This is a genomic window from Nitritalea sp. (assembly GCF_054166705.1).
On the sequence record NZ_JBSZCV010000009.1, the window covers coordinates 36188 to 55888 of the forward strand.

At 46.8% G+C, this 19701-nt stretch carries 20 protein-coding genes; 4 read left to right on the forward strand and 16 right to left on the reverse strand.

The window, feature by feature from the left end; genetic code table 11:
• Positions 1-4: 4 nt before the first annotated feature.
• The 6 genes from ACXIT9_RS07825 to ACXIT9_RS07850 all read right to left on the reverse strand — a co-directional run bounded on the left by ACXIT9_RS07825 (position 5) and on the right by ACXIT9_RS07850 (position 7749).
• The gene (locus ACXIT9_RS07825; protein WP_458055680.1) at positions 5-1684 is read right to left on the reverse strand and encodes an AMP-binding protein; all 1680 of its coding nucleotides are present in this window, start codon (positions 1682-1684) and stop codon (positions 5-7) included.
• Positions 1685-1980: 296 nt separating this feature from the next.
• The gene (locus ACXIT9_RS07830) at positions 1981-3138 is read right to left on the reverse strand and encodes an acyl-CoA dehydrogenase family protein (RefSeq protein ID WP_458055681.1); all 1158 of its coding nucleotides are present in this window, start codon (positions 3136-3138) and stop codon (positions 1981-1983) included.
• A gap of 197 nt (positions 3139-3335) precedes the next feature.
• Positions 3336-4871, reverse strand: a complete 1536-nt coding sequence (locus ACXIT9_RS07835; RefSeq protein ID WP_458055682.1) for a M20/M25/M40 family metallo-hydrolase — start codon at positions 4869-4871, stop codon at positions 3336-3338.
• A 160-nt stretch (positions 4872-5031) separates the two neighbouring features.
• A complete protein-coding gene (locus ACXIT9_RS07840) occupies positions 5032-5661 on the reverse strand; it encodes a hypothetical protein (protein WP_458055683.1) in 630 nt (209 codons plus the stop codon).
• A gap of 423 nt (positions 5662-6084) precedes the next feature.
• Positions 6085-6222, reverse strand: coding sequence for a ribosomal protein L7/L12 (locus tag ACXIT9_RS07845; RefSeq protein WP_458055684.1), 138 nt, complete (start codon positions 6220-6222; stop codon positions 6085-6087).
• 33 nt (positions 6223-6255) lie between these two features.
• Positions 6256-7749, reverse strand: a complete 1494-nt coding sequence (locus tag ACXIT9_RS07850; RefSeq protein WP_458055685.1) for a hypothetical protein — start codon at positions 7747-7749, stop codon at positions 6256-6258.
• A 226-nt stretch (positions 7750-7975) separates the two neighbouring features.
• On the opposite strand from ACXIT9_RS07850, the gene ACXIT9_RS07855 reads away from it, so the two are divergent.
• Positions 7976-8725: a DUF6733 family protein gene (locus ACXIT9_RS07855; protein ID WP_458055686.1), complete on the forward strand. Its 750-nt coding sequence runs from the start codon at positions 7976-7978 to the stop codon at positions 8723-8725.
• Positions 8726-8860: 135 nt separating this feature from the next.
• Here the strand turns inward: ACXIT9_RS07855 and ACXIT9_RS07860 are convergent, their stop codons facing one another.
• The 7 genes from ACXIT9_RS07860 to ACXIT9_RS07890 all read right to left on the reverse strand — a co-directional run bounded on the left by ACXIT9_RS07860 (position 8861) and on the right by ACXIT9_RS07890 (position 14976).
• Positions 8861-9382: an acyl-CoA thioesterase gene (locus tag ACXIT9_RS07860; protein WP_458055687.1), complete on the reverse strand. Its 522-nt coding sequence runs from the start codon at positions 9380-9382 to the stop codon at positions 8861-8863.
• 3 nt (positions 9383-9385) lie between these two features.
• A complete protein-coding gene (locus tag ACXIT9_RS07865) occupies positions 9386-11335 on the reverse strand; it encodes an OmpA family protein (RefSeq protein WP_458055688.1) in 1950 nt (649 codons plus the stop codon).
• Positions 11336-11346: 11 nt separating this feature from the next.
• A complete protein-coding gene (locus tag ACXIT9_RS07870) occupies positions 11347-12318 on the reverse strand; it encodes a deoxyhypusine synthase family protein (RefSeq protein ID WP_458055689.1) in 972 nt (323 codons plus the stop codon).
• Between the two features lie 123 nt (positions 12319-12441).
• Positions 12442-13053 carry an OmpH family outer membrane protein gene (locus tag ACXIT9_RS07875; RefSeq protein WP_458055690.1) on the reverse strand — a complete coding sequence of 204 codons (612 nt, stop codon included), beginning with the start codon at positions 13051-13053 and terminating at the stop codon, positions 12442-12444.
• Positions 13054-13147: 94 nt separating this feature from the next.
• Positions 13148-13390: a hypothetical protein gene (locus ACXIT9_RS07880; RefSeq protein WP_458055691.1), complete on the reverse strand. Its 243-nt coding sequence runs from the start codon at positions 13388-13390 to the stop codon at positions 13148-13150.
• A 69-nt stretch (positions 13391-13459) separates the two neighbouring features.
• Positions 13460-14362, reverse strand: a complete 903-nt coding sequence (locus ACXIT9_RS07885) for a histone deacetylase family protein (protein WP_458055692.1) — start codon at positions 14360-14362, stop codon at positions 13460-13462.
• 50 nt (positions 14363-14412) lie between these two features.
• Positions 14413-14976, reverse strand: coding sequence for a hypothetical protein (locus ACXIT9_RS07890; protein WP_458055693.1), 564 nt, complete (start codon positions 14974-14976; stop codon positions 14413-14415).
• A gap of 350 nt (positions 14977-15326) precedes the next feature.
• Here ACXIT9_RS07890 and ACXIT9_RS07895 point away from each other — a divergent pair, with 350 nt between their 5' ends.
• Positions 15327-15761 carry an AlbA family DNA-binding domain-containing protein gene (locus tag ACXIT9_RS07895; protein ID WP_458055694.1) on the forward strand — a complete coding sequence of 145 codons (435 nt, stop codon included), beginning with the start codon at positions 15327-15329 and terminating at the stop codon, positions 15759-15761.
• A 53-nt stretch (positions 15762-15814) separates the two neighbouring features.
• On the opposite strand, the gene ACXIT9_RS07900 is transcribed toward ACXIT9_RS07895, so the two are convergent.
• The gene (locus tag ACXIT9_RS07900) at positions 15815-16201 is read right to left on the reverse strand and encodes a phage holin family protein (protein ID WP_458055695.1); all 387 of its coding nucleotides are present in this window, start codon (positions 16199-16201) and stop codon (positions 15815-15817) included.
• A gap of 128 nt (positions 16202-16329) precedes the next feature.
• Here ACXIT9_RS07900 and ACXIT9_RS07905 point away from each other — a divergent pair, with 128 nt between their 5' ends.
• Both ACXIT9_RS07905 and ACXIT9_RS07910 read left to right on the forward strand, forming a co-directional pair.
• Positions 16330-17079 carry an acyl-CoA desaturase gene (locus ACXIT9_RS07905; protein ID WP_458055696.1) on the forward strand — a complete coding sequence of 250 codons (750 nt, stop codon included), beginning with the start codon at positions 16330-16332 and terminating at the stop codon, positions 17077-17079.
• Between the two features lie 313 nt (positions 17080-17392).
• Positions 17393-17749, forward strand: a complete 357-nt coding sequence (locus ACXIT9_RS07910) for a BlaI/MecI/CopY family transcriptional regulator (protein WP_458055697.1) — start codon at positions 17393-17395, stop codon at positions 17747-17749.
• A 196-nt stretch (positions 17750-17945) separates the two neighbouring features.
• On the opposite strand, the gene ACXIT9_RS07915 is transcribed toward ACXIT9_RS07910, so the two are convergent.
• Both ACXIT9_RS07915 and ACXIT9_RS07920 read right to left on the reverse strand, forming a co-directional pair.
• A complete protein-coding gene (locus ACXIT9_RS07915; RefSeq protein ID WP_458055698.1) occupies positions 17946-19013 on the reverse strand; it encodes an agmatinase family protein in 1068 nt (355 codons plus the stop codon).
• A gap of 96 nt (positions 19014-19109) precedes the next feature.
• On the reverse strand, positions 19110-19586 hold the full coding sequence (locus ACXIT9_RS07920) for a SixA phosphatase family protein (protein ID WP_458055699.1): 477 nt from the start codon (positions 19584-19586) through the stop codon (positions 19110-19112).
• Between the last annotated feature and the right edge of the window lie 115 nt (positions 19587-19701).

Sequence of the window (19701 nt, forward strand, 5' to 3'; positions counted from 1 at the left end):
AATTTTAGGCGTTTAATTTCGCCTCATGTGCTTCTTTAATCTTTCTTCTTAGGATCTTACCCACATTCGACTTAGGCAGTTCCTCCGTAAAATAAATTTCACGTGGCACTTTATAGTTGGTCAAATTTTCTTTTGCGAAAGCGATCAACTCTTTTTCGGTAGGATTTCCTTTGGGCACGACATAGGCAATTACCTTTTCGGTAGATTTTTCATCCGGCATACCGATGACCCCCACCTCGAGTACCCCTTCATGGGAGGCGAGAGCATTTTCTACTTCGTTTGGATACACATTAAAACCAGAAACGAGAATCATTTCTTTCTTGCGGTCGACGATTTTCACGTAGCCATCTTCATCGATAATGGCGATATCTCCCGTCTTAAACCAATCTCCGTCCATCACCTTTTCCGTCTCATCAGGACGGTTCCAATAGCCTTTCATGACCTGTGGCCCCTTCACGCAGAGCTCTCCTTTTTCCCCTGTACCCAGGGTATTTCCGGCATCATCGATCACCTTCACCTCCGTATTCGGTAAGGGTACCCCGATGGTTCCGATGCGCTCCGTTCCATCGATCGGATTACAAGTTGCCACAGGAGAAGTTTCGGTCAGCCCATAGCCTTCAGCCAGTGGCGTACCTGTTACGGCTTGCCATTTTTCAGCAGTCGCTTTCTGCACGGCCATGCCCCCACCTACGGTAATTTTCAAGCCTGAGAAATCCAATGCGCGGAAGCTTTCTTGGTTGAGCAGGCCATTAAAAAGGGTATTGACACCCGTGATAACGGAGAATTTGTGCTTGCCTAGCTCCTTAATAAAAGCCGGCATATCGCGAGGATTCGTGATCAAAACATTATGCGCACCGATTTTGAGCATCGCGAGACAGTTGACCGTCAAGGCGAAGATGTGGTACAGCGGCAACGCCGTGATAACGATCTCTTCCTTCTCCTTCAGTTTCGGCTTCATCCAAGAAGAGATCTGTTGCATATTCGCTACGATATTCCCATGCGTAAGCTCTGCCCCTTTCGACACCCCAGTGGTACCCCCGGTATATTGCAGGTATGCGGCATCCTGTAGCCCCATCTCGGTAGGCTGGAAGCTGCTGTTTTGGCCCTTGGCCAAAGCCTCCTTAAAGCGAATGGCGCCGGGCAAGTTATAGGTAGGCACCATCTTCTTGATGTATTTCACCACAAAGTTGACGATACCGCCTTTTAATCCACCGAGCAAATCCCCAAGCTCGGTGATGATCACGTGCTTAGCAGGGATGTCCCTACGGATTTTCTCTAGGTTAAAGGCGAAGTTGGCCAAAATCACGATAGCGTCCGCCTGTGAATCTGTAAACTGATGCTTCATTTCGGAGGCCGTATAGAGCGGGTTTGTATTCACTACCACCATTCCAGCCCGTAAAATCCCAAACATGGCCACCGGGTATTGCAGACAGTTGGGCATTTGTATGGCCACTTTGGCCCCTTTTTTTAATTTCAGGTCATTTTGTAAAAAGGCAGCGAACTGCCGAGAAAGTCTGTCCAGCTCTTGAAAGCTGATGGTTTTGCCCATGCACTCATAGGCAGTAGCTGCGCCAAACTTACGCACCGACTCCTCGAAAAGTGCTGTAACGGATGCATACGCCTGAACGTCAACTTCTTTATCGACGGATTTGGGATAAAATTTCAACCACGGATATTGTTCCATTCCTCCTGTATTTTGGGTTTTAGACACTTTATAAGCAGTAAACAGTTTCCAATATAGGAAAAAGTATCGATTCCGAGCCGCTGGGGGCCGTTTTTTCTTAAATAAACGCAAAAAATGGGAAATGGATTTAGAAATTATTTCCAGCGCATCCCTATCCTACAGCGCACGGACAAACAGAAGACGTTCGTATAAGGAACAAAAAAACCTCCATCTATCTGCCGATTGGAGGTTTTTTTATCGTACACCAAGCGCGGAAGTGCAAGCCAAAGACCTATGCCGCTTCCCTTTCACTCGGGCTACTGCAACACTTTTCGAGCGATTAGCTCCTTCATAATTTCATTCGTTCCTGCATAAATACGCTGCACCCGTGCATCCGCATAGGCACGTGCCACCGGATACTCCCACATGTAGCCGTAGCCACCATGCAGCTGCACACATTCATCGGCCACCTCACACTGCAGCTCAGTCATGGTATATTTCGCTGCAGAAGCCATGGCCGCGTCCACCTGCTTATTTTGGTGCATAAGCACCAGCTGGTCACAGTAAATGCGTGCCTGCTCTAGCTTAGCTGCCATTTCTGCTAATTTAAAGCGTGTATTTTGGAAATCCGCCACTGTTTTGCCGAAGGCCGGACGTGACTTTACATAATCCACTGTAGCATGAAAGGTAAATTCTGCCAGCGCTAGCGCTGCAAAGGCCACGATCAAGCGCTCCTGAGCGAGCTCTGTCATCAGGTATTTAAAGCCCTCTCCGATCTTACCGAGCAGGTTCTCCTTAGGCACCTGTACGTCTTCGAAAAAGAGCTCGCAGGTATCCTGAGCATGCAAGCCCACCTTTTCGAACGGCTTGCCCTTACTGAAGCCAGCCATGTCCTTATCGACGATAAACAAGCTTATCCCCTTGGCTCCCTTGCTTGGATCTGTTTTCGCTGCCACCACGACCACATCGGCGAGGTAGCCATTCGTGATAAAGGTTTTTGATCCATTAATCAGGTAGTGATCCCCTTTATCCTCAGCCGTGGATCGGATGTTTTGGAGGTCACTCCCAGCACCTGGCTCGGTCATGGCTACAGCGCTGATCAGCTTGCCCTGCACCATCCCCGGGATATAGCGCGCCTTAGCGGCTTCGGTTCCATAGTGCAGGATATAGGGAAATACGATATCGCTATGTAGCGGGTAGCCGATCGCTGGACCTGCGCAGCCGCTTAAGCCCAGCTCCTCCACGAAGATGGCATTATAGCGGAAATCGTCGATGCCCATGCCGCCATAGGATTCCGGCGCCTGTAGGCAGAGGAAGCCATTTTCTCCTAATTTTTCCCAGGAGGTGCGGGATACCATTTTATTTTTCTCCCATTCTGCATTATGCGGAATGATCTCACGGGCGATAAACTCCCGTACGGACTGGCGAAACATTTCATGTTCTTCGCCATACATGCTGCGTGGAAAACTGTTCATTATCATCGGGTTTATAGCTGCGGAATTTTTTCTAGATTTTAAGGCAAGGATTTGCCCTAAAGAGCATAAATATAAGGAATCAAGCACATATAAAAAATAATCTGCCGTTTATTTCCTAAACCTATCCCCTAGTCCTTGTAGATAAAAAAAGCTGCTTCCGAAGAAACAGCTTTTAAATTCTTATGATTGCCTCAGATTTACCAAGGCTTTCGTGGTAATTTTTGATCTCGCTGTGCTGTATGATACACCATTGCCGCTACGATAATGGCTGCCTGCTGCATGTCCGGCATCTGCATGCGCTCATACAGGTCCATATTGGTGTGGTAACCAATCCCATAATCGATTGGGTCCTGAATGAACTGGAAACCTGGAACGCCTACCGCCTGAAACGCCACATGATCAGTAGAGCCGGTGCTGCGCGTTGTCACCGTATTAGCTCCCATTTCATGGAAAGGCGTAAACCATTTTTCGAATATAGGCACCAGCTGATCATCACCTTCCAGGTAGATGCCACGCAGTTTACCTGAGCCGTTATCTATATTGTAGTAAGCTGAAATTTTATCCCATTCTGCTTTCTTTTCTTTTGTAGCGCGGTTCGCTACATATTTTTCTACATACCCTCTCGATCCGAAAAGTCCCTGCTCCTCTTCTCCCCAAAGGGCGATGCGGATAGTTCTTTTCGGCTGAAATCCAATGGCTTTTAAAATGCGCATCGCTTCCATCATCACTACCACACCAGCTGCATTATCATTTGCCCCAGTGCCAGCATGCCAGCTGTCTAAGTGTCCACCGATGATTACAATTTCTTCTTTCAGCGTACGGTCAGTGCCTGGGAAATCGGCCAAAACATTATACCCCTTATAATCATCATCCAACCACTCGACCTGAATTTCTGCTTCTATGCGCACCTCTTTACCATTTTGCAGCAAGCGCTGCATGCGGCCGAAATGCTCCATAGCGATTTCCATTTCAGGAAGCGTAGGCTTTTTGTCGGTAGAAAAAGAACCTGCACGCGTATGGAACACGGTTCCAAAAGAACCTCTGGTTCCCGTAATCTTTAAGGCTACACCTTCTTCAAAAAGCAGATTGGCAAGCTGCGCATCTAGAGCGCGCTGTGCACGCATAGCTTCCAGCTGTGCTGGTGTGTAGCGACCCCGGAACACACCCAAGTTTACCATTTTGAGCGCTTCGAGCTGCTCATCGGTAAATCTGCGCGCCTGCGGCTCAAAGCCCGGGCTCAGTGAAACAGGAGCCTGAGCCACCATCACAGCCTTCCCACGCAGCTGCCCTTTGTACTTTTCTAAATCCTCGGCTTTATTTACCTCGACAAGCACCACTTCTGAGTCGATAAGCCCAGCAGTACCATCTGTCCACGCTTTCGGATAGCCAATAATCTGCGCATAATACGGCGCTTTCATCGCGATATAGGACTTTTTTACATCCCAGCCACGGCCAAACTCCCCATAACTATCGATGCGAACGTTTTGTAAACCCCACTCCTTAAATTTCTCAGCCGTCCACTCGCGTGCATTGCGCAAGTTGGTAGAACCCGAAAGACGCGGGCCAAGAAAATCCGTGAGGTGAAAGCTTAAATCTTCTACCTGAGAGTTGTTTTTGCCCTCATTTTTAATTTTGTACACGGCATCCAGCTCTACCTTCTCTTGGGCAAAAGCCAGACTGCTCAGCATACAGCAAGCGAGTAAAAAATACCCTCTAAGTGTTAATCGTGTCATTGTATGTGCGTTATCTTTAGTGAAAAACGTGTGAAGTACACGGTTTAACAAAATTCTAAAATCTTCTCACATCTAACCAACCATTCATATAATTTAGAGAAAAAGGAAAAGCCCAAGAAAAATGGATTCTCGAGCTTTTCAACAGTTGGCAATCGCCTATTTAAAAGGTGTGGTAAAAGCTTGTTTTACCTTCCTGAGTTAGAATGAGCTGATGTCCACGTAAACGACTTCCCTTCACGCGAAAACGACGCTCTCGGTCATCCCCCTCTAATACCAACTCTTTATGGAGCAGCCGACCATCTGCATGGAACAGCTCGACCTGTACCGCGCCTGCAGAGGCGATGGCTATCTGAAACTGAGCGTAATCTGTTAGTTCAACCTTTGCCTGCACAGCCTCTTTTTGTGGAGTCGTTTTAAAAACGATCGGATAGAGGGCCTCTGCGCCACTTTCGAGATGGGTGATGCGCACTTGTGCGGCTTGGTCTTTGCTATCGGCGAAACGAAAAGGCTGTAGGATTCCGCTCGCATTTTTTCGAATATGACGCCTGACCATGGACTGTCCGGAGGTACTGAGTATTTCTACTTTAATAGCACCAAGTGCTGCATCTGCTTGAACATAAAGTCGGTCGACCGAACAATGAACATGCGTATGAGCTTCCAAAAAGCGTTCCATTTTAGCATTTTTTTCAGCATCGTTTTTTTCGTGGGCGATGGGCAGAGAAGTGCTTGCTGCTAATGGGCTCATGGCCATAGAAAGAAGTAAGGCGAGTGTGGAAAGAGAAGTTTTCATCGTTTTCTTGTTTTTTATTTGAGAAATGTTTGCAATTGCTTCGTTTGATTAAGCTTTATGCGAATCTCTGGCCAAGGAGAGCAGCAGAACTGCTGGCGAAAGCAGCAACTTTTAGCTAAATTTTTTGGCACAGCCCTAATAAAAAAACAATGGTGCTAAACTGGATAAAAATGAAACAAACAGCTGGACATTTGTCCCTTTTTGAGACAGTAGGTTGGCGTAAGGACGCCGAGAAGAAGATCAAGAGACTACTTAAAAAGTAGAAAAAAAGTAAAAAATAAATTTTTATTTCGAAATAGCCCGATTTCTTCCCGCTAGTCGCTGTTCGCTATCGAACAGGAGCGGGTACAAAATGTACGTTAAAAATCAGGCGACATTTGATAAAATGTCGCCTGATTTTTAACTTCATTAGGAAAATAGCCCTTACTTCAAATCAACAGTGGCTCCAACAGCTTCCAGGGTGGCTTTTAATTGATTTGCCTCTTCCTTGGAAGCTTTTTCTTGAATCGTGATTGGTGTGCGAAGTGCGATCTCTATACGCTCTTTTTCACTCGTTTTCAAAAATGACTGGATAACTTGAGCGAGCAAAAAATACTACGGAGCCTTATCTTCTTTTGGGGCATCTGCCCAAAGCTGACGCAAGAGAGGCATTGTTTTTTCTAAATAGGCCAAATACTGCACCCTAAAATCTACCTCCTTACTTTTTTTATTGCGCCCACGTCCTTCCTCTGGCTGCGGAAAAGGGTGCAATCTTTTTCCTCCATTCACCTGAAACTGCTTCTCAAGAGGAAGCTGCTTGCCTAGGTCCGCTGCAACCTTGTGAAACTGCTCCCGAGAGAGAGTGGAAGACTGCCGCCAATAAGTGGGTGAATACGCCACCATGCTTTCCAGTCCTATATATTTCATAGCAGCAGGCATAACCTTGGCTTCCTCATTTTCGAGAGGCGTAAAGCCCCCAAGATGTATTTTTTCAGAAATACTTACCTCTTGGCCAGCTTCAAAAGGCCTTGGACGCCCTAGGTTTAGCTGTCCAAAGAACTTGGCCTCCAAGCTAATCTCCTGCGGGTAAATTACATTTTCCTTATGGCCATAGTTTACTTCCAGCTGCCCACTTATTTCTCTGTTGCGCAGTGTTCTGCCCAGTTCAAAGTTGATATACCGATAACTTGAAAAGGAAAAGCTCACCTTTTCTACACGGTCCCCGCTGCTACTTGGATAAATTTTGCCCTCACCCACCAAAAAGATGGGGAGCTTTTCATCCGCCCTATACCTTTCTCTTATCGTAAAATAGATCACGTTCTCTTCTCCTTCAGCACCATATTTAAAAGCATAATAGGGAATACTTTTTTCATTTAAAGGGCCAGAAACTTCTAAGGCTCTGTAGATTTCTCGCGCATAAAAGGGGGAAATCACGTACGTATTGTTCCGATTGTCCGGGTCAATGAATTTACTCGGAAGGGTATCCCCGGCTAGCGTCCAGTGAAAACTTCGTCTTTGTTCCAAAGGAACAAAGTGACTATAAGCACTACCTGTCCCATCATTAATGGAGAAATCCCAAGGCTTCCAGTCGATATTCCCGGAAAGTAAGGATAGTCCCGAAGCTTCGAAAAAGTCGATCACCTGGCTTTTCTGTTTGACGAGAAAATAACCCTTAAAAGTCCCTAGATGGGGAGCTTGGAGATACTCCTTCTGCATGGACTTACTCAGCGCTTGCACGTGGTCTGCCGCTTCTGCGAAGAAATGTACATGTACAGCGTCTAAAGGTAGGTCTTCTCTTTGTAAAAAAAAGGTCAAAGAGCGAGCATCTGGCACCTGAAAGAGCGTATCGCGGTAAAACAAACTCTTGATGTGAAAGGATTTGCCGACAGGCAGCAGCGCCGTACCCGTTTCGTCCGCCAGCGCTTCCACCTCCCCCAGTTGATTATACACGGGCAAAAAGGAAATAGGAACAGCTTCCTTTCCCTCCTGATAAAAGAATTGTACCTGGGAATGCCCTTCCTGCTGCTGCGCACTGGCTTTTTTACTGACAGTGAAAAAGAAAAGCCCACAGAACACCAAACCCTTGGAGAAAGAAAAAAAAAGAGACATAGATGGGGATTTTAACTCTCGAAAAAAGATTTTACTTTCTTTTAGTATCCAAAATTAACCTTTCTACGAGAATAAACAAGTCAAGATTATCCATGTAAGATTAATCTCCGGATGTAATTTTTTTAAAAAACCTTTTTTTCTAACCATACTTCTCGTTTCTAAGTTAATTTTGCGCTCTTTTGGGAGAAAAATGAATCTACTCTTTTTTCTAAATAGCTTTAAAATAATGCTAAACAGGCTTTTACACATTCACTTAGGTACGGTACTTTTGGTGCTGTGCTCTCTATGGGCAGGACATCCCACTTGCTTTGCGCAACAAAACACCACTGAGGAAGATCGATTTAGTCTCGATATTACGCTATTTTCAGATCAGTTTTGGGGTTTCTACCCTTATTTTTCAGGATCCTACAAGCTCCATGAGAACTTAAACTTCACTTTTTATGGGATCATGTGGGCTGGTGGTGAGGGAGCCGCCTGGGGTAACTGGACCGAATTTGGCGTAGGTGTCGGTCTTAAGGTCGCAGACGGTATTTATATTAGCCCGCAACTAGGTATATTGGGAGGAAGTTTACTTTCGAAAGGTGCGGATGGCGCTGGTATTCTGGGAGATGGAATCGTACCAAGTGTGAGCATAACTTTTAAAAAACCGAAAACAGAAGGAGAAGCTAGCCTTTGGTACTACGCGCCCCTGCGTAATGAAGCTCCCTCGGGAGGCACTACCCTATCCTACTTACACTATTTGGCAAATTATGGCTTTAAGGCCACCGACTTTTTTTCGTTCGGGGCTCATTATGAACATTTAATAAATACGGGCGGATCAGCCGTATCCAGTAGCTCCACTGAATTACAATGGTTAGGAGCCTACCTGCAGTTTAAAAATCCAAAAGGGGATGCATTCGTCCGCTTTACCTTTGGCACTGACCTGTATGTAGGAAATGAGTCCTTTTACCGCCTAGCAACAGGCTTCAGCTTTTAGAAGGATAAAAACCTTCTCTACCCAATTGTGTGCCTAAAAAGTTAATGTGAGTAGTCTAAGGTAGACGATCTGCTATCATGTACTTAAAAATGAAAGAGGACGACTCTTGTCGTCCTCTGGGGTATTGATTGGCTGTTACGGCTTTTCTGCCAGCAGGGCCTGCTTCAACACCTTTACTCGTTCGCCGATAGACATTCCCTGTATGTCCAGCTGTAGCGAAGTGGCCTTTAGGAAGTCCACTACCTCTCCACTGTGCTCCGTCGTTCTGCCTTCCTTTAAAGTTACATAGCGCATCGTAGTCCAAAGCACATTTTTTAGCTCCTTCCCACTGTCGTCGGTCATAAAGTACTCCAGCACCACGGTGTGCGCATTATACCATAACACCCTGCTGTGAATACGCACCCACTCCCCTACCCGGGCAGGACGCACATAGCTGATGTTATGGTTATACACCACCCACGCGGCCTGGTACTTCTGAATCATGTCGATCATCTCCACTCCATAGAGCTTCGGCACCTGATCCTCTCGTGCATTAAAAAAATAATCAAAGTACTTCGCATTATTTAAGTGACGTAAGGGATCACAGTCCTGAAAACGGATGACAACTCGACTTTCGGTTACCTTCGGATATACCTTCTCTGGATTATAACTAAACATGACTTACTGGATTAAATACATTTCTACACGCCTATTTCGCTCACGCGCTTCCTCCGTGGCTGCATTTTCCACTGGACGTGTTCCTCCAAAACCCGCGATACGCACGCGCTCAAAGGCGACTCCATTTAGGGTCAAATAACCCCGAATTTTCGAAGCACGCTGCAAACTTAATTCTTTGTTTAGCCCAGGGTCCCCTACATTATCTGTATGGCCTTCCAAACGAACTTTTAGGCTTTTGTCCTCTTGCAACAAGCGGACGAGCTCATCTAACACTTCAATCGACGTGGCGTCTGCAAAATCCGCTGTCCCCCTGTTGAAATTAATCTTACTCAGAACCAAGCTCGTCCCTACGCGTGCAGGTAACAGACTAACTTGTTGCCCATCTAAGGCCACCCATTCTTCTACCGCAAAATACTGCGGCACATAACCACTCGCACGCACGGCGATAGTCTTCCAGTCCATGCGCTCCGCACGGGTTTGCATGTAGGCAGACTGACCAGAAATTTCTTTGCGCACGCCGCGCTCATTACTGAAAATCAAGCTGTGGTTTAGCGCTTCCTCCGTGTCGTGCGCTACGACAGTGACACGTACGGGCTGAATCTGCTCACCGACAGCATTTTTAAAGCCTGATTCCGCCTTACCTGTAGCGGCTGTTGCGCTCTCCGTACTCGGAGTAGAAGTACTTGCCTGATTGCGTAGCGCTTCTGCCGCTCGTGCTGCTTCTGCCTCTCTCGCAGCTTCTGCCTGAGCAGCGCGCTCGGCGCGCGCTACACGCTCAGCTTCCTCGCGCCTTGCCAGCTGTTCAGCCTCTCGCTTGCGGGCTTCTTCTACTGCTGCTGCCTGTGTACGAAGCTCTTGCTCCTGCTGGGCTGCCGCCGCTAGTGACTCTCGCTCACGGCTTGTACTTGCTGCTTCCTGCACAGATTGGTTTTGACCCCTGGTCAAAACCTCTTGTCTTCTACGCGCCTCTGCTTCTGCGCGACTCCCTGTACTTTCCTGCTCCTCGGATACACGGGTGGTAGCATCGGCCTGCTGCACAGGTGCACCCCTACGGATGGCAGCAGCTTCTGCCACTAAGGCCTCCGCTCTGTCCGTGCCCAGACGAAACGTATAAAAATCCCCGAAAGCATTTGAATTAGAAGTTTGGACCACGATGCCACTAAAGTCCTCCGTATTTAGAAGCATAAATCCCGTCTGACGACCGAAGCGTCCTGGAATCTCAAAAGGCTTCGGGCGACTCCAGCTGGTCCAGTCCTCTCCTTGACGCACGGCATAGAAAACCTCTTTTCCCCCACGGCTATCTGCCTGGTTGGAGCTAAAATACAAGATGCCATTTTTTTCATCGTAAAACGGTGACTGCTCCTCTGCAAAGGTATTGACCACAGGTCCCAGGTTCACCGGCGAAGTCCAGTTGTCTCCTTCCATCTGCGTGCTGACATACAAATCATCATTGCCAAAGGATCCAAAAGAATTCATCGCCATCAAAATGGTTTTGCCATCAGCGAGCAGCCGTCCACTAAAATGATTGCTGTTGTTTCGGAAATTACCCATTTTCAACATCCCTACCAGGTTCCAGTTGCTCCCGCTTTTCAGATAGCGATGCACCCCTTGGCCGAGAGGCCCACGCGCATGATACACGTAGGCGGTCTGCGCATCAGGAAACCCGACCAAGACATCTAGGCCCTGGGTGGAAAGATCGCCCACCATTTCGGCCGCTTGTTCGAGGCCACCACTGCGGTACACATCCCCGGGATCAGTGGCGCCCCCTTTGTTGTTCGGGTGATATCCGATGGTAAAATACAGCTGCCCATCAGGTGCCTGAACAGGATGCTGTTCATCGTAAATCGTATTTACAGCTGTGGCGGGAGCTGGCGCTTGCGCAAAGAGCGAAGCTTGCATTGAAAAAAAAGCAAGTGACATCAGGCCACTTGCTCTCCAAACTAATTTTTTCATGAAACGTAACGTTACTGATCGAGAACGATGGCAAAAATAAGGGGTGCCACGATCGTCGCGTCTGACTCTATGATAAACTTAGGTGTCTCCAGTCCCAGCTTGCCCCAAGTGATTTTCTCATTGGGAACTGCTCCGGAATAAGAACCGTAAGAGGTCGTCGAGTCAGAAATCTGGCAGAAATATCCCCATAGCGGCACATTATCACGCTGCAGGTCCTGGTGGAGCATCGGAACGACGCAGATCGGGAAATCTCCTGCTATGCCTCCTCCTATTTGGAAGAAACCTACAGTAGATTCCTCTTTCGCATTTTCCGTATACCAGTCGGCCAAAAACATCATGTATTCGATACCTGTTTTTACCGTGTGCACGTTTTTTACATCACCGCTAATTACGTGCCCCGCAAACATATTGCCAAGTGTAGAGTCTTCCCATCCTGGAACGATAATCGGTAGATTTTTTTTCGCTGCTTCGAGTAGCCAGCTGTCTTTAGGATCGATTTGGAAACTTTCATCTAGCTTCCCGGAAAGTAAGATCTTATAGAAAAACTCATGCGGAAAATACCGCTCGCCAGCCTGATCTGCGCGCACCCATTCTTCTAAAATCACGTTCTCAATACGGCGCATGGCTTCCATCTCAGGTATACAGGTATCTGTAACGCGGTTCATGTGGCGCTCGAGAAGGTCTTGCTCCTGCTCAGGAGAAAGATCACGGTAATTCGGGATACGCTCGTAAAAATCATGGGCCACAAGATTAAAGACATCTTCCTCTAGATTGGCGCCAGTACAGGAAATGATGTGCACCTTATCCTGCCGGATCATTTCGGCTAAAGAAATGCCTAACTCAGCAGAAGACATGGCCCCGGCCAAGGTGATCATCATTTTTCCATTTTCGTCGAGGTGTGTTTTATAGCCTTCTGCCGCGTCGATAAGGGCCGCCGCATTAAAATGTCTAAAGTGGTGTTTTAGAAAGTCTGTTATTTTCATAGCTTATTTTTCGTGCAGTCGGCAGCTGGCCGACTAAAGAACAAAAATAGAAGATATCCGAAGGAAAAAAAATACCCCGAGCTGATTTCCTCAACTCGGGGCTTCGTCTTCTAAAAAGACCTGTTATTCGTTGCCTTTCGCGTAAGCCTCATTTAATCCTTTTACCACATCGTCTGTGATATCTAGGGATTTTTTAGAGTACCATACAGCCCCACCTCGGGTGTTCGAAAGAATCATTTCTAAGTCATTTTGCTTCGCGTAGCTATCTAAAAACTCATGGATACGCTCATAAACATCTGCATAGAGTTTCTGTTCATCACCAGAAAGCTCCTGCATGATATTATCCCGGTAGCTCATCAGGTTACGCTCTTTTTTCACTAAATCTTCCTGCTTAGCCCGCGCCTGATTCGGCGTCATAGACTGTGCGGTCTGCTCGAAGTTAGCCACTTCCTGCTCGAAGCCGCGTGCTCTACTGCTCAGTTCGCCTTCGAAACGACGGCCCTTCTCAGCGATCTCTTCAGACTTTTTCTTAAAAAATTCATAGTTGGCGATAACGCTATCCGTAAGGATGTAGGCGATTTTCAAATCCGAAATACTTACTTCCGTCTCAGCTCCTTCTGCAGAGGCAGAACCTGCGTCCGACGCCGCCGGACTATTGTTGGCTCCCTGCTGACAGGAGGTGAATAAAAATGCTGCCAGAGCAAAGATTCCTAGAATGCTGTTTAAGTGCTTCACGTGTTTTAAATGTAGGTTAATCGGCGCAAATATAACCAAACAATTTGAGGAACAAAGTTTCACTTTCGGGCGAATTGTTAATTTCCGTTAAAAGCTACTTGTCCTGTCGCTCCTTTTTTTTTGCATCGAGCTGCCCTTTCAGCACTACAGCCTGTCCGAAGAGGGAAAGGCCTACGAAAAAGGCCGCCAAGCCCCCCGTGCCCCAGAGGACCCATTCCAGGGCTCTTGCACCTTGAATCTTCATTCCTGTGGCCTCTCCGATCACACTCAGCCCGAAGCCCATAAGTATTATTCCTGCAGGGGCCAGCTGGAGCCACTTTTTTTTGATTTTATGCATGGTACGTTTGCTTTGGCCGGAGGCCGCCCACCAGCTTCATGCCGTGCCGCCCTCCAGGCCAGATAAAGGTTAAAAGAAAATTTCCTGAGCCAGGCGATACGTGTTCGCATGTGCCTCGATAATATGCGCGATCTTTTCGGAGTAGCCCCCGCCCATGCAGCACATGATGGGCAGCCGATTTCGGTGAGCGGTTTCCAGGACGATGCGGTCCCTTTCCTTACAGCCCTGCAAGCTCATGCCCAGACGCCCCAGCTTATCGGAGGCCAGTACATCGACCCCACACTGATAGAGCAGGAAATCTGGCTCTTCCGCATCGATCAGGCGGGGCAGTGTCTCGCGGAGCAATGCCAGGTAAGTAGCATCATCTGTTTTATCCTTCAGTCCGATATCTAGGTCTGACTTTTCCTTATGCATGGGGTAGTTCGCCTGGCCATGCATGCTGAACGTAAACACCTGCGGCACGTCGGCGAAAATGGCTGCGGTTCCATTCCCCTGATGCACGTCCAGGTCGATGATGAGAATTTTCGTAGCCAGCTTTTTTTCCACCAGATAAAAAGCCGTAATGGCGAGGTCATTCAGCAGGCAGAAACCCTCTCCCCTATCTTTAAAGGCATGGTGTGTGCCTCCGGCAATGTTCATGGCGACGCCAAATTCCTTTGCATACAAGGCCGCCTGCACAGAGCCGTGCATGATATGTACCTCACGGTCCACCAGCTCTTGGCTGAGCGGAAAGCCCGTGCGCCGGATCTCAGACTTGGAAAGGCGCAGCCCCTTCAGCCGCTCATAGTAGGCGAGGTCATGGGCCTTTAAAATCCAATCATCCGCCAGCGCTTTGGGGCTAAAGAAATTTTGGCTACGCAGTGTACCCTCATAGAGGAGTTGCTCAGGAAGGAGCTCATATTTTTCCATCGGAAAACGATGCCCTTCGGGCAAAGGATGGGCATAGCGCTCCGAATATGCGACTTTCAACATATCCTTTTCAACCGTTTTTAGGTTAAAATGTTAGCACAGGGAGCGCTGACTTAGGCTTCTTCCTCGTCCTCTTCTGTTTGAAAGGAATAAAAAGTATCATCTAACTGAAGGGAGTCCTCATTAAAGGCCTGCACGAAATGGGCCACCTCTTGCTCGCTAATGAAATCACGGTTTAAGGCAGCATCTAAGCCAATTCCCAGATCATGATTCGTGTCTAAGTCGATAAACTCCTGCACTTTCACGGTCTCTTCGTCTTCGATTTGATGAATCATCTCGGTGATAAACCAGCCGATCTCCTCCTCTTCTGGACTAAGCGGCTTTAGGTTGCCATCATCATCTTCCTCGTAGCGAATGGAGGAAAAGTTTTTAAACTTCTTGGCGGCTTCATGCTCTGCCAGCTCGATTACCTCTGAGGCATGGTGCAGGCGTAAGGTGTAAAGGGCCGCATCATAGAGTACATCTTTGCCTTCATATTTTCCGATAAACTGAAAGCGCATATACTCTTCCGTGTTGTCTTCTTCATCTACCAAGCGGAAATTTTTTCCTGTAGCAGCACAGGCCGCTTGAAATTTTTGTATAAAGGTTGGGTCAAAGCCCTCATTCGTGCTTTTCATAGGAGCTATAAGTTAAGAAATGGGATGCTATTCTATTTTACAAGTTACAAGGAACTGCGATAAGACCAAAATCGTAGGCATAAAATTGTATATCAACCACACAATTAGCGAATTACCAAGGGTTCAACACACTTCGACGAAATTGGTTTATGATTTTATGAAACTAGTTAATTTTTGTTCGCACGAAAACGTCTTTCTACAGTTTTTTTTGCGCCAGGGCGCAAAGGAAGGGCTTTAAAGAGGTAAAGGACTGACACTAACAGGTAAAAGGACGGTCATCTGCGAAGCTGAGGCTAGGAATAGTAGCGGTGCTTCCGAACAATTTTCGCCAAATCGCTGTATCTAGGGAGATGACAGTTTTACTTCCAGAGCCGGACCATGGTCCTCTTCTGCAGCTTTTACAGGCTAGGGAGGGCATCGATTTAGATTTTAAGCAACGGGTTACGGACCTCTTTAAAATAGCGCGTTCCATCGCGGGTTTTGCGAACACCCTGGGCGGTACACTGCTGATCGGTGTAAATGATCAGCGCAAGATAGCAGGCATAGACGCCGAGGAAGAGCAGTATATGATTTTAAAAGCGGTGGACACCTTTTTATCTCCCGCGCCGACGCTACGCTTTACGCTTTATGTCGTTCCTGAATGGTCGGGGGAAGTGCTGCTGGCGGAGCGACAGGTACTTGTGGTCCATATCTCTAAGGCCAGCTCTCCCGTCCTTACCCTATCCAAACAGGGCGAGGCGGTCATTTACATACGACAAGGCGATCGGACGCTTTTATCCCCTTGAGCTCTTTTATTTCCGGTGGCTTCTCGGAAGGCTTCTACACGATGTGTATTTGTTTAGGGCCTTCTTCTGGGGGGGCTGGCTTCGCCAAGGCTGACGCCAAGTAGGCTGTTGATCAAGCTCAAGATGAGGGAAAAAAGTAGCGCCCACCAGAAGCTATTCACTTGAAAGCCCTGAATAATTTCTGCTGCGATCAAAATAAGGATAGCGTTTATGGCAAGTAAAAATAATCCGAGTGTTAAAATGGTAATGGGAATGGTGAGGAAGATGAGCAGGGGCTTGATCGTTAAGTTTAAGAGTGCGAGCATGGCTGCGACGATAATCGCTGTCCAGAGATCCGCCACGAGCACACCTGGGAGTAGGTAGCTGGTGATGACGATGGAGACGCCCCCAAGGGCGAGTTGTGCTAAAATTCCTAATGCTTCTTTTGTCGTTCGGTTCATGAGCGTGGCCTTTCGTGTTCGCTTAAGTGAAATTACTTTCGTTTTTTAAAGAAAATACGTTTTGACTTCTTAAAAGTAAGGGTTTCGCCGTATCTTTACATCAATTCATCAACAAAATAATTACCCAAGTGATTTTAATCGTTTTATTTCTCTTGCATTGGTACTTCAGTTTGTTTTGCCAAAGCTTCTTTCTTCACCGGTATGCAGCGCATCAGATGTTCACGATGAACAAGTTTTGGGAGCGCTTCTTCTATGTCTTTACATGGATTTCTCAGGGGAGCTCCTACCTATCGCCTCGTGCCTATGCGGTATTGCATCGCATGCATCATGCTTACAGTGATACCCCGAAGGACCCGCACAGCCCGCATCACACAGAAAATCTGTTTACGATGATGTGGAAGACAAAAAATATTTACAACGACTACTTTAGCTTCCGTTTAAAGCCTGAAGAGCGTTTTTCAAAAGACGTTCCCGATTGGCATGCCTTCGACCTATTCGCTGACCGCATGTCCTCGCGCGTAGGTTGGGGTCTGGTGTACGTAGCCATTTACGTGTTAAGTATTTCTGTATTTGAGCTTGCAGGAACCCACTGGTGGATGTACTTTTTGTTACCACTTCACTTCTTAATGGGTCCGGTACACGGAGCGATCGTCAACTGGTCCGGTCATAAGTATGGCTATGCGAACTTTGATAATAATGACAAGTCCAAAAACAGCTTGTTACTAGATGTTTTGATGTTAGGAGAGTTATTTCAAAATAACCATCACAAGCTACCGAACCGCCCGAATTTTGCGGTAAAGTGGTACGAGTTCGATCCTACCTATCCGATTGTAAAGCTTCTGCATTTTAGCGGAATTATTAAACTGAGAACGGCATAGATTCCGTAAAAAATTCTTTTAGTTGTTTATGAAATTTTAGCTAGTGACCAACGGTACGATTCGAAAGAATAATCGTTGGTCATTTTTTTTAAAATACCACGATCCTATCGGTATTACCTGCACTTTTTAAAGATTGGCAAGAAAATTATTCGTTCTTTTTTCATAAAACCTTTGTTTGTAAATATCTGATTTTCAACATTTTAATTTATTTTCAGACAAACCCTATTGGTTTACAGGTTGAAGTTTACCCCCCTTCATTTGCATTTAAAAAACTAAATGAATAAGTTGGATGCAAATTTAAACTTAAACACTTATGAGAGAATTAACACGAGCAGAGGAGCAGGTGATGCAAATCCTTTGGAGTATCGAAAAGGGGTTCGTGAAGGACTTGTTAGAAAAAATGACTGAACCAAAGCCCGCTTACAACACAGTATCCACTATCATTCGGATATTGGAGCGAAAAGGTTTCGTAGCCCATAAGGCGTATGGAAAATCCCATGAGTATTATCCTATTATTTCTAAAGATGCTTACCGTACGTTTACGATCGATAATTTACTAAAAGGATACTTCGATGGCTCAGTGGCCAGCTTTTTAGCCTTTTACGCTAAAGACAACAGTCTAAGTAACAGCGAATTAAACGAAATTGTAGAAACTGCCAAGGCAGAATAAATCGTCCTGTCTCAAAAATATTTCTCTTGCTACGGATCCGTTCGGAGATTTGGATCTACGTGCTTCACCCGAGTACAAAGTCGTAAGGAAATGAAATTAAAAAACAAAAAGTCTTAGCTGCTGCGCTAGGACTTTTTGTTTTCGAAGAGGGGAAGGTAACTAGGAGCTGCATGCTCCGCACCCGAGATAGTACAAGCTATTTTAGTCTCAATTTCCCTTGGCTAGCACCGTAAAGATTAGCCATCCTGTAAAGCACGCGTGCACCTACATTTCCGTCCCACTGGTCTTCTCCAGGTCCTGGTGCGACTTCCACTAAATCAAATCCAATAATTTTTTTACCTGCACGAACCAGCTGTTTCATCAGATAGAGCATTTGCTCAAGCTCTAAGCCACCAGGAACAGGCGTACCGGTATTCGGGCATAGTTTCGGATCTAAACCATCGATATCAATCGTCACATACACTTCTTCCGGAAGCTGAGAGATGATTTCATCACAGATGATCCTCCACGCCTTACCTTCGAAAGCAGCTTCTTGAATTTGTTTGTCATAGAAGGTGGTGATGCGATTATTTTCTTTGGCCATGATGGCCTCCGCTTCACAGTAATCTCGAATACCCACTTGGACGATTTTACTGATTTCGGGGAATTTCAGAACATTATATAAGATGGAAGCATGAGAAAATTCGAAATCTTCGTAAGCGACACGTAAGTCCGCATGAGCATCGATTTGCAGAATGCCGAAATTAGTATGCGTTTCCGCTACTGCCTTAATGAGTCCGTAGGGAGTAGAGTGGTCTCCACCTAGAAGAGCGACGAGTTTACCCTTTGCACGGTAGTGCGCTGCCTGTGCATAAACCCATTCGTTCATTTCTTTACAGGCTGTATTTATTAAGTCCGGCACAGCCGCAAAACGCTCTGCGTCATAGTCTGGTGCTCCCTCTTCGAGCCAGTTGATGTAATTGGCCGCCAGGATGCGGTAGTTATCGCTTTTATTTTTAAACTCTTCCGGGATGGGAAGCATATAAACACCCATCTTCCAAGCATCCTTAATATCGTCTTGGAAGAGATCCAGCTGGGGGGATGCGGCCAAAATCGCCGCGGGCCCTTCTGCTGTTCCTGGGCTGTAGGAAACGGTAACCTCCCAGGGCACCGGGATTATAATTAGTTCGGCTGTGTCTGTATTAAATGGGAGACCAAAAAGTGCGTCTTTAGTCCCTACCCCGTTTGGGTCAAAATTAGAAATTTGTTCGTGTTTCTCTGACATAAGTTAAACTATCGTGTAAATAAGTAAACGTGTTTTAGAAAAGAATGGTTTTCGCTGTAAGCTACCACGAAATTTGCGTCCTTGGTTTTCAGCGCATTACACGTGATGCCAAGTTCCTTTTAGGTGGGCACAGGACCGTGTAATGGCGGACCAGTCATCTAAAGGAATCTCTAAGTGAAGCAGCATGCCTGTTTCCAAGTGTAGTCGATGCCCTGTAAGCGTATGGACAAGTTGGCTAAGGCCGGGATTATGTCCAATGAGCAGCACGTGCTGCAGCTTTTTCGGCCAAGAGGTGATATACTGAAGGAGTCTCTCCGGTGGAGCGAGGTAAAGGCTGACATCGGTATAAAGAGGCGGAGGAGTTCGAAAATGCTGGGAGACGATCTCAGCGGTTTGTTGTACACGTATGGCTGTGCTGCCGTGAACTTCTTGGATAGGCTGCTGCCAGCTACCAGAGGCACACTTCAGCGCATGAAGCTGGCGAATGCCTGCCGGGCTGAGGGGGCGCTGCTCGTCCTGACTCGCGGGAAGAGGGGCCGCTTCGCCGTGTCTTAAAACCAAAAGTGTCTTCATATCGTTACATTTTTATCCCTACAGGTTAGTAGGCGGATGCAAAGTGGGGGAAAAATACGCATTTTTCATGTAGAATAAATCCTCCCTTGAAAAATTAGAGTTAAAGAATTATTTG